We start from the raw sequence: 13,617 nt of genomic DNA, 5'->3' as shown, positions 1-13,617 counted from the left end.
GGAGAGCCTCACTGCGTCATCTGCTGCTGGGCCTTGGTCAGGGCGGCCTTGACGGATTCGGTGGTCACCGGCTTGCCCGCCGCGGCGTCGGCGAACAGCCCCTTGACGGCCGTACCGACGGTCGTCTCGAACTGCGACTCGTTCGCGACCTGGGGGAGCGGCGCGGCGCTGGTGGCCAGCGTGTCGCGCAGGACCTTCACGTCAGAGGCGGAGAACGCCGGGTCCTGCTGCGCGGCCTTGACGGGCGGGACCGAGCCGTAGGTCTTGTTCAGCAGCGTCTGCTCGGCGTCGCTCGTCATGAACTTCACGAACTTCTTTGCGCCGTCGATGTTCTTGGTGTTGTTGAACACCGCGATGTTGATGCCGGCGACCATGGAGTTGATGTTCTGGCCGGTGCCGGGGGCGCCGGAGGCGACGGGAACGGGCGCCACGCCCCAGTCCTCGGGCTTCATGCCCTGGGAGGCGAAGGTCGAGGCCGCGGCCTGCCACAGGACCATGGCCGTCTTGCCCTTGGCGAAGTCCTGGAGGGACTGGTTCTGGGCGTACTCCGCGTTGCCCGGAGCGATGATCTTGTCCTTGGCCATGAAGTCGACGTACTGCTTCACGGCGGCGACGGCGCCGTCGGAGGTGAACGTCGCCTTGCCGTCCTTGTCGAAGAAGTCGGCTCCGTGCTGCTTACCGAGGGCGAAGACCTGGTGGATGTTGTTCGAGAGGTTGGAGCCCTCGGCGCCGAGCGCCCACTTGCCGTCCTTGGAGATCTTCTTGCCGTCGGCGATCAACTGGTCCCAGGTGGCCGGGGGCTGCGAGATCCCGGCGTCGGCGAACATCTTCTTGTTGTAGTAGAGCGCGTACGCCAGCGAGTACAGCGGCACGGCGGAGGGGTCCTGGCCCTCCGCGCCGGCCGAGGCGACCGCCGAGTCGACGAACCGGTCCCGGCCGCCGATCGCGTCGAAGTTCTTCTGGTCCCAGGGCAGCAGCGCGCCGGTGGCCTGGAGCGAGGCCGACCAGGTGTTGCCGATGTTCAGCACGTCGGGGCCCTGTCCCGAGGTGGTGGCGGCGAGGATCCGGTTGAGCAGGTCGGCCCAGGGGACCACTTCCAGCTTGACCTTGATCCCGGTTTCCTTCTCGAACTTCTTCAGTTCGGGGGTGAGTATCTTCTTGTCCGCCTCGATGCTGGGCCCCTGGTTGGACGCCCAGTAGGTGAGGGTCTTCGGTGACTCGTTGCTGCCGCCGTCGGACGAGGAGCCTCCGCCGCAACCGGCGACGGCGGTGAGGGTACTGGCGAGGGCGATGGCTGCTGCGGCTCTGACTTTGCGCATGAGAGGTGGCCCCTTTCCGGGGATGGCTGCGTTCGAGAGTCGAACGGCCTCCATGACTTAATTTATGACGTGATTTAAGAGGTGAGAGAAGGTCGCGTCAAGGCCTGTGACCGGGGTATGTTGCGTCCACGGAAGGAGCAACATGGCAGAACGCAACAGACGGACGGTGCGTGACCTGCGCCGGGGGAACCGTGCCCGGGTTGTGCAACGGTTGTATTTCGACGGTCCGCTGAGCCGCCAGGAGCTCGGACCCGCCACCGGACTGAGTTCAGGTTCCATCAGCAACGTCGTTGCGGAACTGGCCGCCGAGGGCCTCCTGGAAGAAGCCGGCGTCGTCGATTCCGACGGCGGCCGTCCCCGGACCCTGCTGCGGGTCGCCCCCGGCGGCGGCCTGCTCATCGGCATCGACCTGGGGGAGACCAGGGTCCGCGTCGAGCTGTTCGATCTGTCGCTCACCGAACTCGCCCGCACCGACCGGCTGCTGGGCCCCGCCCGGCACGGCTACGACGTCGAACGCATCGTGAACCACATCCGTATCGGTGTCGCCGATGTGCTGCGCGACGCCGGGGCCGACCCGGAACGGCTCCTCGGTATCGGCATCGGAGTCCCCGGCATCATCGAGCGCGGCGGGCCGGCCGGAGCCACGGTCCACGGCCCCACCATCGGCTGGCACGCGGTGCCCTTCGAGAAGCTGCTCCGCGCCGTCCTCGACGTGCCCTCCGAAGTGCCGCTGTTCATCGACAACGGCGCCAAGACCCTCGGCCAGGCCGAGATGTGGTTCGGCGGCGGCCGGGGAGCGGGCACCGCCGCCATCGCGCTCATCGGCTCCGGCATCGGCGCGAGCGTCATCCACGGCGGCGCCCTGATCGAGGAGAGCGGCCGGGGCAGCGCCCTCGAATGGGGCCACACCACCGTGCGGATGCGCGGCCGCCGCTGCCGCTGCGGCTCCATCGGCTGTCTGGAGGCGTACGCCGGAGCGGAGGCGCTGCGCGAACGCTGGTACGAGGCGGGCGGCTCGCTCCCCGAGGACGCGGACGACGAGACCGCGCTCGCCGCCCTGCTGGTCGCGGCCTTCCCCGGGCCCGGAGGCCCCCCGCCCGACCCGCTGGCCGTCTCGCTCCTGGACGACACCGCCGAATGCCTGGGCGCGGCCGTCGGCGATCTGATCAATCTGTTCCTGCCCGAGCGGATCCTGCTCGGCGGCTGGGCCGGGCTGCTCATCGGGCCGCGCCTGCTGCCCGCGATCCGGCGCCACGCGGAGCAGTACGCGCTCGGCCACGCGGCGGCGCGCACCACGATCGAGCTGGGCGAACTGGGTCCTGACGCGGTCACGGTCGGCGCGGCCACGCTGCCGCTCGCCGCGTTCCTCGCACGGGGCGGGAGCCGCCCGAGCGTTCCCGGTCAGGCGGGGCCGGCGGAGCCGGGCGGGGTGGCGGCACAACAGCGCTGGCGGCGCGCCCCGGCGCCGTCCGCCCCGGTGCCCGCTTCCGCGCCCGCTTCTTCCTCGTCGCCCGCTTCCTCCGCGACGTCCGCCACACCGGGGGAGCTTCCCTGACGGGTGCGGCCCCGATCCGGAACCGGGTCCGGCGGGGGCTGTACGCGGAACCTCAGGCCGATCCGCGTACCACCAGCGACGGTTCGAAGATCACCGACGTCACCGCACGGTCCGGCCCGGCCAGCCGGTCGAGCAGCAGCCGGGCCATCTCCGCCGTCATCTCCTCCACCGGCTGCCTGACGGTGGTCAGCGGCGGCCTGCACGCGACGGCCGCGCTGCTGTCGTCGAACCCGATCACCGCCACGTCCTCGGGCACCCGCCTGCCGTGCTCCCGCAGGACATGGCAGGCACCCACCGCCATCAGGTCGTTCGCCGCGAACACCCCGTCCAGATCGGGGTGTTCGGCCAGCAGCCGGGCCATGGCCGCCTCACCGCTCTCCTGGGTGAACCGGCCCTCGGCCAGGGGGACGTACGGCTGCCCCGCGCGCGCCATCGTGTCGCGGAAACCCGCCAGCCTGTCCTGCCCGGCGGGCACGTCCAGCGGACCGGTGATCGTGGCGATCCGGCGGCAGCCGCGCGCCAGCAGATGTTCGGCGGCCAGTCGCGCGCCGTCCTGGTGGGCGAGATCGACATAGCTGATGCGGGTGGGCCGGGAGGGGCGCGCGTACAGAACGGCGGGCAGCCCGGCGTCCGTGATCAGGGCCGGCAGCGGATCGTCGGCATGCGTCGACACGACGAGGGCGCCGTCGGCGCTGCCCTGACGGAGATACGAGACGACCTCGTCGCGGGCGCGCGAGGTCTCGGCGAACATCAGGACCGGATACATCCCGCGCGGGCGCAGGTAGCTGACGATCCCCGTCACCACCCGGCCGAAGAACGGGTCGGCGAAGACCTGGGCGGTGAAGGAGGATCCGGCCCCGCCATCGGGCTCGTCGCCGTGCCGCGCGCCGCCCGCGGCGCCCGCCGGTCCGGCGCGGTACGGGCCGGTGGCCTCGTCCCGCGGAGACGGATCGTCTCCCGCGCCCGAGACCACCAGGGCGATCGCGTCCGTACGACGGGTGACCAGCGAACGGGCCGCGCGGTTGGGGGTGTAGCCGGTCGCGGCCACCGCCTGCCGTACCGACTCCTGTATCACCGGGTCGACATTGCGGACTCCGTTGACGACCCGTGAGACCGTGGCGCGGGAGACGCCGGCCGCTCGCGCCACATCCTCCAGCGTGGGTGAACCGGCCGGTCTCGGGTCTTCCGTCATGCCCCCATTTATAGCATCAGCGGAGAGCGCTCTCCGTGGCCGTCCCCGCCGTGCGCTCCGGCGGCGCGGACGCCGTGATCACCGTGCTGAGCGGCAGGTCTCCGGCCGACCGGCCGCCGCTCAGCAGCAGTTCGCCCGGTACGGGCTCCCGGCGGTGACGCTCCGCCGACCAGCGCTCCGTCGCCCGGCCCGCCACCCGTACCACCGCGACGACGTCCTCGCCCGGGTCCGCGACGACCGCCGCGTAGCCGGCGAGCCGCCGAACCCCCGGCTCCCCTGCGGACGGGGGCCCGGCCAGATAGAGCTGGACCACCTCGCGGCCCCGCCCGCGGCCCGTGTTGCGCAGCCGTACCCGTACGTCGAAGGGCTCGCCCGCGATCACCTCGTCCGGTGCCTCCATCGCCCCGTACGTCCACTCGGTGTAGCCCAGGCCGTGGCCGAACCAGTGGGCGGGAGAGGTCCCCGAGCGCAGCCAGGCGCGGTAGCCGATGTACGGGCCCTCGGTGTAGGGGAGCCGGCCCCCTTCCGGGCGGGTGCGCAGGACGGGCACGTCCTCCTCGGCCGCCGCCCAGGTGGTGGGCAGCCGGCCCCCCGGCTCGGCGCGGCCGAACAGTACGTCGGCCAGCCCGTCCCCGGCCTCCTGCCCCGGGAACCAGGCGAGCAGCAGCGCGGGCACCTCCGCGCGCCAGGGGAGCGCCACGGGGCCGCCCGCGTTCAGGATCACGACCGTACGGGGATTGGCGCGGACGACGGCCCGTACCAACTCGTCCTGGCCGTCCGGCAGCGCGAGTGTGTCACGGTCGCGGCCCTCCGACTCGCTCTCCTCGGTGGTACCCACGACGACCACGGCGACGTCCGCGTCCCGGGCCGAGGCGACGGCCGTGGCGAGCGCCGTCGCGGCGTCGCCCGGCGGCGGGGCGGCGGCCAGGATCGTCGCCACACCGGTACCGGGCGCGAGTCCGCGCTCCACGACCACCTCCACCTCCTCGCCGGCGGCCAGCGCGGTACGCACGGACCGGTACGGCGGGGCGACATGGACCCGGGTCGGATCGTCCGAGTCCGGCGGGAAGGCGCCGGACAGCAGGGTCCGGCCCGCGACGGAGAGGGACAGCGGTCCCCAGCCGCCGACCGCGAGCGTCCAATCGCCGCCCTGACGGGGCCGGATCAGGGCCCGGATCTCGACGGTCTCCGCGCCCGCCACCCTGGCCGGTTCCACGATCCGTCCCGACAGCCGGTGCTCCGCGTGGAGTTCGGCACCGTCCGCGTCCAGCAGCCGTACCAGCACGCCCGGTTCACCACTGGCCGGATCGCGGGTGGACAGCCCGTCGGCCCGTACGGGGTCCAGCGGCCGGGGCAGCGCGCCCGGGGGAAGGCCGGGGGCGTACGCCACCTCGGCGGTCGCGTCCAGAGCCGCGCGGATACCGTCCAGCGGGGAGACCAGTGAGGCGGGGAACACCTCGGCGCTGCCGCCGCCCTGGATCCGTACCGCGGCGGCATGTGCCCCGATGACCGCGACGGAGCGCAGCCGCGCGGGGTCCAGGGGCAGCAACTCCCCTTCGTTGCGCAGCAGGACGGCGCCCGCGGCGACCGCCCGGCGCAGCAGCGCACGCGAAGGAGCCCCCGGCGCGACGGACGGGGGCTTCGCGGGCCGCGGCCCCAGGGCGCCCACCCGGTCGGCCAGCCGCAGCAGCCGCCGCACCTTGTCGTCGATCCGTTCCCCGGGAACGAGCCCCCGCTCCACGGCGGCGCGCAGCCCGTCGGCCCACGGACCGTCGGGGCCGGGCATCGCCAGGTCCTGCGCGGCGCGGGCCGTGTCGAGCAGGGAGCGCACCGCGCCCCAGTCGGAGACCACCGGCCCGGCGAAGCCCCACTCGCTCTTGAGCGGTCGCTCCAGCAGCGGCGCCGCCGCCATCGTGACGCCATTGACCTGGTTGTACGCGGACATCACCGCCCGGACACCGGCCTCCACGGCGGCCTCGAAGGGAGCGAGATAGACCTCGCGCAGCGTCTGTTCGTCCACGCGCACATCCACGGTGAGCCGGTCGGTCTCCGCGTCGTTGGCGACGAAGTGCTTGGCGGTGGCCGCGACTCCGCCGGCCTGGACGCCGCGGATGAGCGCGGCGCCGGTGCGCCCCGTCAGCAGCGGGTCCTCGGAGAAGCACTCGAAGTGCCGTCCGCCCAGCGGTGACCGGTGCAGATTGAGGGTGGGCGCCAGCAGGACGTCCACGCCCTTGCGCCGGGCCTCGGCGGCGAGCAGGCCGCCCAGCTCCGCGACCAGTCCGTCGTCCCAGGCTGCGGCGAGCGCGGTGGGGGAGGGCAGGACGAGCGAGGTGTCCCGTTCGTCCCAGGCGTCTCCCCGTACCCCCGCGGGCCCGTCGGAGAAGGTGAGCGCCCGCAGCCCGATGGCCGGTTCGGCGTGGGTGCGCCAGGTGCTCGCGCCTGTCAGCAGACGCACCTTCTGACCGAGATCCAGCTTCTCCAGCAGATGGCCGATCTCCTCGTCGGTCAGGCCCGCCCTGTCCGTACCGGCTCCGTTCCCGCCGCCGTCGTCCCCGCCGGCCCCGCCCGTGCCCGTCCCGCCCATGCCTGCCCCCTCCGTACGACGGGAGAGCGCTCTCCTGCTCCCCTCGCACAGATTCCCCGGACTCCGGCGGCCCTGTCAACGGCCGCCAATACGCGGCTCCTTGAGACGCGGCCGGGTCCGGGGTGGCACGCTGGGTGCTCAGGGACGGCCGGGGTGTAGTCGAGGCCTTGTCATGGTCTGTGCCGAGCCTCTAAGTTGGCCGCTTGTGACGTGTCCTACAGCCAGTGGGGGAGCCCAGCCATGGCCGCAACCGGTCGGCACCGCCGATACCAGCCGAGCCGTATCAACCGCGCGTCCCTGACTGTCACGGCCGGCGGCGCGGGGATGGCGCTGCCGTTCATCGCGGTGGGCACGGCGCACGCGGCCTCGGTCGATGTCTGGGAGAAGGTCGCGGCCTGCGAGTCGACCAACAACTGGCAGATCAACACCGATAACGGCTATTACGGCGGGCTCCAGTTCACCCAGTCGACCTGGGAGGCGTACGGCGGCGGGAGCTACGCCCCGCGCGCCGACCTCGCGACCAAGGACCAGCAGATCGCCGTCGCGGAGAAGGTGCTCAAGGGGCAGGGCCCCGGCGCCTGGCCCGCCTGCTCGGTCCGCGCGGGACTGACCCGGGGCGGCGACGCGCCGGACATCTCTCCCGACCGGGCCCGCGACGCCTCGAACGCGCCCCGCACGGCGACCCAGAAGACCAGCGGCCCGATTCGCGCGCAGAGCGCGCCCGTCGCGCGTGAGAAGGCGTCGCCCACCTCCGTGCCGACGCAGCGCGAGGGCTACACCGTCGCCCGTGGCGACTCGCTCTCCGAGATCGCCGTCGACGAGTCGGTCAAGGGCGGCTGGCAGCGGCTGTACGAGGAGAACCGCCGGCTCATCGGCAGCGACCCCGATCTGATCTTCCCGGGCCAGAAGCTCGTCCTGCATGTCCAGGCGCCGCCGAAGGGCAGCGCCCCGGCACAGCCCGAGGCGAAGCCCGCCCCGGCCGAGAAGCCGAAGCAGTCGGCGAAGCCCGTCGCCCAGCCCAGGCCCGCCGCCCCGGCGAAGCAGGAGGCGCAGAAGCCCCAGCAGGCCGAGAAGCCCCAGCAGACCGAGAAGCGGAAGCAGGCGGAGAAGCCGAAGGAGACGGAGAAGCGCGAGCAGGCCAAGACGCCCGTCCGCGCCGAGAAGCCCAGGACGGCCGGCGCCACGGCCCCGGTCTCCGCCTCCACCGGCACCCCGTACCGCCAGTCCGGCTCCTGGGCCAGCGGCTATCACACGGGAGTCGACTTCCCGGTCCCCACCGGCACCTCGGTGAAGGCCGTCGCCGCCGGGCGTGTGGTTTCGGCGGGCTGGGAGGGTTCGTACGGCTATCAGGTCGTCATCCGGCACGGAGACGGCAAGTACAGCCAGTACGCGCATCTTTCCGCGCTCAATGTGCGCGAGGGCCAGCAGGTCGGCAGCGGCCAGCGGATCGCGCGGTCAGGGTCCACCGGTAACAGCACCGGACCGCATCTCCACTTCGAGATGCGTACGGGGCCGGGGTACGGCTCCGACATCGACCCCCTCGCCTACCTGCGGGCGCTCGGCGTCAGGATCTGACAGGGCGTCGGTGTCGTCCGGCCTCCGGTCCCATGACGGCGGCCGGGCCGCCGACGCCCCCTCGCCCCGCCCCGCGTGCCGCCGTGCCTCCCGCGTCTGTGCGGCGAGCCGCTCCGTGGTGAGCAGGATCAGCCCGCCCGCCGCGACCACACCGGAGCCGAGCGCCAGGACCGTACCGAGCACGCCGTACCTGAACTGCTCCCCGAACAGCGTGAGTCCCACGGCCGCCGCCACCACCGGATTGACGACGGTCACCGTGGCCAGCGGCGCGGTCAGCCCGGCGCCCCGGTAGGCGGCCTGCGAGAGCAGCGTTCCGCAGACCGCGAGGACCGCGATCACCACCAGGCTCGGCGCCTGTACGGTCGGTGCGTCCGAGGTCCAGTCCACGGCGACGGTCTTGGTGAAGACCGACCCGATGCCGAACGCGGCACCGGCCGCGCCCGCCAGCAGCATGCTCCGTACGACCGGGCGGCCCACCGACTGCGCGACCAGGAAGAGCAGCCCCACGGCTCCGAAGGTCGCGGCCGCCAGCACCAGCCGTTCCACACCGTCCAGCGACCGCGAGTCGGTGCCGTCCGTCAGCGCCAGCAGTCCGGCCAGCCCCACGGACGCCATGACCGCGCCCCGCCAGGCGGTGTGCCCGGCCCTGCGCCCGACGAGGAGCGCCGCCATGGGCAGCGCGAAGACGATCGTGAGCGCACCGAGCGGCTGGACCAGACTGAGCGGCCCGTACGCCAGCGCGACCACATGCAGCACCGCGCCCAGGCCGTTCAGCGCCATCGCGGCCCACCAGACCCCGTGGTGCAGGGGGGCGTACGGCCGGTCGGGGGTGTCCGTCGCGACGCGTTCCTGGAGAATCGCCCCGGCGGCGTAGGCGACCGCCGAGACCAGCGACAGCAGCACGGACAGCGCGAGTGCACTCATGCGCCAACGATCTCCTGTCGGCGTGGTCTCGGCGTCGTCCTGGAGAGGTCATTTCGGCGTACTGCTCTCGTAGTACACAGTGGGGCGGGATGTAGTCCTACGGAGGGGATGGCGGGATATGGACCGGGCGGACGGTACGGACCTGACAGGGCCGGCGGCCCTGGCGCGGGTCGCCGCCGTCGGCGGATTCTTCGCCCTGCGCACGGGAACACCCACCGCCGGCCAGGTGCCACTGGCCCGGGTGTACGAGGGCGACACCGCCCCGCTCACCGCCCGCGTCGACAAGGTCACCGCCCGGCTGCGCGCCCCCGAGCGCAGGATCGGCGCCTCCGTGGCGCAGCTCGGCCTCGCCGCCCGGCTCTGGTCGATCGCGCTCGGCTGCGCCGTACTCGCGGACGCGGTCCCCGATCTGGACCCGCGCCGCCTCCACTGGGACCCGGACCGGACCTCTCCGGACGACCTCCTGCTGACCGGTCCGCGCGCGCTGCCCGGCACCGCCGAGGCCGTGCGCGAGGTGGTGCAGTACGGCCATCTCGTCCCGCTCGCCGAGGCACTGCGGCGTGACGGCCGGATCTCGCCCCGGCTGCTGTGGGGCAACGCGGGCTCCGCGCTGGCCGGAGCCGTACGGGAACTGACCGTCTGGGCGGAGGGGAACGGCAGGCCGGAGGCGGCGGCACGGGCCGGGACGCTGGCCGCGGAGCTGTTCGCCCACCCCGACCTGCGCGCCACGGGCGGTCCGGTGGCCGGATCGTTCCGCCGGCGCAGCTGCTGCCTTCACTACCGGTGCCCGTCGGGCGGGCTGTGCGGGGACTGCGTCTTCGACCGGCCGCCCCGGCGGTCTTCCGCGCCGGCGGTTTCCGGGTGACCATGACAGGGCTGCGATCGCCGGGCGAGGACGGGGGGATGGCGTGAGACTCGGACTGCTCACCCGCGAGTATCCGCCGGATGTCTACGGCGGTGCCGGCGTCCATGTGGAGTTCCTGGCACGCGAGCTGCGCTCCCTGACCGAGCTGGAGGTGCACTGCTGGGGCGGCGACGGCACGGAAGGCGCGGCCGGGGTGGTACGCCACCGGGCCGCCGCGGGACTCGACGGAGCCAATGACGCGCTGCGCACCTTCTCGGTGGACCTGGCGATGGCCGCCGCCCTGGAGGGCCGCGAACTGGTCCACTCCCACACCTGGTACGCCAATCTCGCCGGCCATGTCGCCAAGCTGCTGTACGGCATCCCGCATGTGATGACCGCGCACTCCCTGGAGCCGCTGCGCCCCTGGAAGGCCGAGCAGCTCGGTGGCGGTTACGCCCTCTCCAGCTGGGCCGAGCGCACGGCCGTCGAGGGCGCGGACGCCGTCATCGCCGTCTCCCGGGGCATGCGTGACGACATCCTCGCCTGCTATCCCTCGCTCGACCCGGACAGGGTGCGGGTCGTCCACAACGGCATCGACACCCGCCTCTACCGCCCGGACCCGGGGACCGCCGTACTGGACCGGATCGGCATCGACCCGGACCGCCCCTTCGTGCTCTTCGTCGGCCGTATCACCCGCCAGAAGGGCGTCCCGCATCTGCTGCGCGCCGCCCGCGCCCTGGACCCCGGCGCCCAGCTCGTGCTGTGCGCGGGCGCCCCGGACACCCCCGAGATCGGCGCGGAGTTCCGTGAGCTGGTCGAGGAGCTGGGCCGGACACGCGACGGTGTGCACTGGATCCCCGAGATGCTGCCGCGCCCCGAGGTGATCCAACTCCTCACCCACGCGGCGGTGTTCGCCTGTCCCTCGGTGTACGAGCCGCTCGGGATCGTCAATCTGGAGGCGATGGCGTGCGGGACGGCCGTGGTCGCCTCGGCGGTCGGCGGAATCCCCGAGGTCGTGGACGACGGGGGTACGGGCCTGCTCGTGCCGTACGACGAACGCCATCCGGAAGCCTTCGAGTCGGGGCTCACCGAAGCGCTCAACCGCGTGCTCGACGATCCGGAGTCGGCGGCCCGGATGGGAGCCGCGGGCCGGCGGCGCGCGGTACGGGAGTTCGGCTGGGACCAGGTGGCCCGCCGTACGTACGCGGTGTACGAGGAACTGCTCACGTCGCGGTAACCACGGCCACGTGGGGAACAGGCACAGATACAGATACCCAGCAGGTCCGGACAAAGGGAGCGGCCATGCGCGGTGGACCTTCGGTGCTCGGGATCGTACTGGCGGGCGGTGAGGGCAAGCGCCTGCTGCCGCTCACCGCCGACCGGGCCAAACCCGCGGTGACCTTCGGCGGTACGTACCGCCTCGTCGACTTCGTCCTCTCGAATCTCGTGAACGCCGACATCCTGCGCATCTGCGTGCTCACGCAGTACAAGTCGCACTCCCTGGACCGCCATGTCAGCACCACCTGGCGGATGTCCAGCCTCCTCGGCAACTATGTGACCCCGGTCCCCGCCCAGCAGCGGCTCGGACCGCGCTGGTATCTGGGCAGCGCCGACGCGATCCTCCAGTCCCTCAACCTCGTCCACGACGAACAGCCGGACTACATAGCGGTGTTCGGCGCCGACCATGTGTACCGGATGGACCCGCGGCAGATGCTCGGGCAGCACATCGAGAACGGCGCGGGCGTCACCGTCGCCGGCATCAGGGTGCCGCGCGCCGAGGCCGCGTCCTTCGGCGTCATCACGCCCGCGGCGGACGGCACGCAGGTGCGGGGCTTCCTGGAGAAGCCGGCCGACCCGCCCGGCCTGCCGGGCGACCCGGAGCGGGTGTTCGCCTCGATGGGCAACTACCTCTTCACCACGAAGGTCCTGGTCGACGCGCTGCACCGGGACGCCGAGGACGAGAACTCCGTACACGACATGGGCGGTTCTATCCTGCCCATGCTCACCGAGCGGGGCATGGCGCAGGTCTATGACTTCCAGGGCAACCACGTACCGGGCGAATCACCGCGCGAGCACGGCTACTGGCGGGACGTGGGCACGCTCGACTCGTACTACGACGCGCACATGGACCTGATCTCGCAGCACCCCGCCTTCGACCTCGACAACCGCCGCTGGCCCATCTACACGCACTCCGGCCAGCTCCCGCCCGCGCGCTTCGTGTCGGGCGGCATCGCGAGCGAGTCCGTCGTCGGCCCCGGCTGCGTCATCCGGGGCCAGGTCACCCGCTCCGTGCTCTCCCCGGGCGTGGTGGTGGCGGAGGGCGCGGTGGTGCAGGGGTCCGTGCTGCACCACAACGTACGGGTGGGGCGTGGGGCGGTGGTGCGCGGCGCGATCCTCGACAAGAACGTGGACGTACCACCCGGCGCGACGATCGGCGTCAACCCGGACCGCGACCGGGAGCTGTACACGGTCTCCAGGAACGGGATCATCGCGCTGGGCAAGGGGCAGACGGTCGCCTGACGCCCGCCGCCCGTCCCGTGGCCCCGCGGGAGGAGGCCGGACGCGCCCGCGCCCCGGTGAGCGGAGACCGGACGCGCCTCCTTCCCGCTCGCCGGTCGCGTCACAGCATCCGGCGTCTGCGGCCCAGCCAGGTCTGCGCGATCACCACCACCGCGAGGAACGCCCCGCTGACCACCTGCTGGTACGCGGAGTCGAGCGAGCCGATCTGGTTGATCACGTTCTGGATGACCTTCAGCAGCAGTACGCCGACGAGCGAACCGCTGATGAAGCCGAAGCCGCCGGTCAGCAGCGTGCCGCCGATGACGACGGCGGAGATCGCCTCCAGCTCCATTCCCGCACCGAGAATGGTCACGCCCGACACCAGCCAGGCCGCGTTGAGCGCGCCGGCCAGGCCCGCGCAGAGACCGGAGAGGGCGTAGACGGCGATCTTCGTACGGGCCACCGGCGCGCCCATAAGCGCCGCCGCGTCCTCGTTGCCGCCCACCGCGTACACATACTGTCCGAAGCGGCTCCGGCGCAGTGCGATCGCGCCCAGCACGAAGAGTGCCGCGGTGATCCATACCGGCAGGCCGATCCCGAGCAGCTTGTCCTGGCCGAGGCGGGCGAAGAAGGAGTGCTCGTCCACCAGATAGGTCTTCGAGCCCTCGTCGGTGACCGACAGCAGGACACCGCGCGCCAGCAGCATCGCCGCCAGGGTCACGATGAACGGCGCGAGCCGGGCCCGTGCGATCAGCAACCCGTTGACCAGTCCGATCAGTCCGCACACCGCGAGCGGCAGAAGCAGCGCGACCGCCGTGCCGTACTGCGAGCCCCACGCGGCGAGCACCCCGCCGAGCGCGAACAGTGAGCCCACCGAGAGATCGATCCCGCCGGTGATGATGACGAAGGTCATGCCGAGGGCGACGACGGCGAGGAAGGCCGAGGAGACCGCCATGTTCTCCAGGTTGTCGCCCGTCAGGAAGGTGTCGAAGCCGATCGAGGCGGCGACGGCCACCAGGACGAGGGTGACGAGCGCGCCGTGCTGCTGGGCGAGCGCGCTGAGCCGTTCGGCCCGGCTCGCGCCGAGCGGTTCCTCCTCCAGTGGAGGGAGTCCCCGCTCCCTGG

At 72.6% G+C, this 13,617-nt stretch carries 10 protein-coding genes; 5 read left to right on the top strand and 5 right to left on the bottom strand.

The genetic code is table 11. The features are described from left to right. Positions 1 to 8: 8 nt before the first annotated feature. Positions 9 to 1,319 (bottom strand): ABC transporter substrate-binding protein, encoded by a 1,311-nt coding sequence (locus ACZ7LS_RS17185; RefSeq protein WP_382516077.1) that lies wholly within the window; start codon positions 1,317 to 1,319, stop codon positions 9 to 11. A gap of 142 nt (positions 1,320 to 1,461) precedes the next feature. Here ACZ7LS_RS17185 and ACZ7LS_RS17180 point away from each other — a divergent pair, with 142 nt between their 5' ends. Continuing rightward, entirely contained in the window at positions 1,462 to 2,874 is a 1,413-nt protein-coding gene (locus tag ACZ7LS_RS17180) for an ROK family transcriptional regulator (protein WP_382665176.1), read from the top strand. 52 nt (positions 2,875 to 2,926) lie between these two features. On the opposite strand, the gene ACZ7LS_RS17175 is transcribed toward ACZ7LS_RS17180, so the two are convergent. Next, positions 2,927 to 4,066 carry a LacI family DNA-binding transcriptional regulator gene (locus ACZ7LS_RS17175; protein ID WP_382516081.1) on the bottom strand — a complete coding sequence of 380 codons (1,140 nt, stop codon included), beginning with the start codon at positions 4,064 to 4,066 and terminating at the stop codon, positions 2,927 to 2,929. 16 nt (positions 4,067 to 4,082) lie between these two features. Continuing rightward, positions 4,083 to 6,650 (bottom strand): glycoside hydrolase family 3 C-terminal domain-containing protein, encoded by a 2,568-nt coding sequence (locus ACZ7LS_RS17170; protein WP_385133488.1) that lies wholly within the window; start codon positions 6,648 to 6,650, stop codon positions 4,083 to 4,085. Positions 6,651 to 6,890: 240 nt separating this feature from the next. On the opposite strand from ACZ7LS_RS17170, the gene ACZ7LS_RS17165 reads away from it, so the two are divergent. Continuing rightward, positions 6,891 to 8,225 carry a peptidoglycan DD-metalloendopeptidase family protein gene (locus tag ACZ7LS_RS17165; RefSeq protein WP_385133490.1) on the top strand — a complete coding sequence of 445 codons (1,335 nt, stop codon included), beginning with the start codon at positions 6,891 to 6,893 and terminating at the stop codon, positions 8,223 to 8,225. On the opposite strand, the gene ACZ7LS_RS17160 is transcribed toward ACZ7LS_RS17165, so the two are convergent. Further along, positions 8,106 to 9,149, bottom strand: a complete 1,044-nt coding sequence (locus ACZ7LS_RS17160) for a DMT family transporter (protein ID WP_382872064.1) — start codon at positions 9,147 to 9,149, stop codon at positions 8,106 to 8,108. The two genes, ACZ7LS_RS17165 and ACZ7LS_RS17160, sit on opposite strands and share 120 nt — an antisense overlap. Before the next feature lie 118 nt (positions 9,150 to 9,267). On the opposite strand from ACZ7LS_RS17160, the gene ACZ7LS_RS17155 reads away from it, so the two are divergent. The 3 genes from ACZ7LS_RS17155 (at position 9,268) to glgC (ending at position 12,513) form a co-directional block, all read left to right on the top strand. After that, a complete protein-coding gene (locus ACZ7LS_RS17155; RefSeq protein WP_385133493.1) occupies positions 9,268 to 10,014 on the top strand; it encodes a (2Fe-2S)-binding protein in 747 nt (248 codons plus the stop codon). 43 nt (positions 10,015 to 10,057) lie between these two features. Next, positions 10,058 to 11,230: a glycogen synthase gene (glgA, locus tag ACZ7LS_RS17150; protein ID WP_382516094.1), complete on the top strand. Its 1,173-nt coding sequence runs from the start codon at positions 10,058 to 10,060 to the stop codon at positions 11,228 to 11,230. 65 nt (positions 11,231 to 11,295) lie between these two features. Next, positions 11,296 to 12,513 carry a glucose-1-phosphate adenylyltransferase gene (gene glgC / locus ACZ7LS_RS17145; RefSeq protein ID WP_382516096.1) on the top strand — a complete coding sequence of 406 codons (1,218 nt, stop codon included), beginning with the start codon at positions 11,296 to 11,298 and terminating at the stop codon, positions 12,511 to 12,513. A gap of 100 nt (positions 12,514 to 12,613) precedes the next feature. Here glgC and ACZ7LS_RS17140 read toward each other — a convergent pair whose 3' ends face one another. Further along, complete coding sequence (locus ACZ7LS_RS17140; protein ID WP_382665275.1) at positions 12,614 to 13,594, bottom strand: ABC transporter permease; 981 nt, start codon at positions 13,592 to 13,594, stop codon at positions 12,614 to 12,616. Positions 13,595 to 13,617: the final 23 nt, after the last annotated feature.

The sequence above is a fragment of the Streptomyces sp. NPDC039430 genome, assembly GCF_055639435.1.
The sequence above is the reverse complement of the archived record's forward strand: the minus strand, read 5'-3'. Positions and strand labels throughout refer to the sequence as shown.

Excerpts from the sequence above, each read along its gene's own strand:
- ACZ7LS_RS17170 (WP_385133488.1), bottom strand. The coding sequence starts at position 6,650 with ATGGGCGGGACGGGCACGGGCGGGGCCGGCGGGGACGACGGCGGCGGG.
- ACZ7LS_RS17160 (WP_382872064.1), bottom strand. The coding sequence starts at position 9,149 with ATGAGTGCACTCGCGCTGTCCGTGCTGCTGTCGCTGGTCTCGGCGGTC.
- ACZ7LS_RS17180 (WP_382665176.1), top strand. The coding sequence starts at position 1,462 with ATGGCAGAACGCAACAGACGGACGGTGCGTGACCTGCGCCGGGGGAAC.
- ACZ7LS_RS17175 (WP_382516081.1), bottom strand. The coding sequence starts at position 4,066 with ATGACGGAAGACCCGAGACCGGCCGGTTCACCCACGCTGGAGGATGTG.
- ACZ7LS_RS17165 (WP_385133490.1), top strand. The coding sequence starts at position 6,891 with ATGGCCGCAACCGGTCGGCACCGCCGATACCAGCCGAGCCGTATCAAC.
- ACZ7LS_RS17155 (WP_385133493.1), top strand. The coding sequence starts at position 9,268 with ATGGACCGGGCGGACGGTACGGACCTGACAGGGCCGGCGGCCCTGGCG.
- glgC (WP_382516096.1), top strand. The coding sequence starts at position 11,296 with ATGCGCGGTGGACCTTCGGTGCTCGGGATCGTACTGGCGGGCGGTGAG.
- ACZ7LS_RS17185 (WP_382516077.1), bottom strand. The coding sequence starts at position 1,319 with ATGCGCAAAGTCAGAGCCGCAGCAGCCATCGCCCTCGCCAGTACCCTC.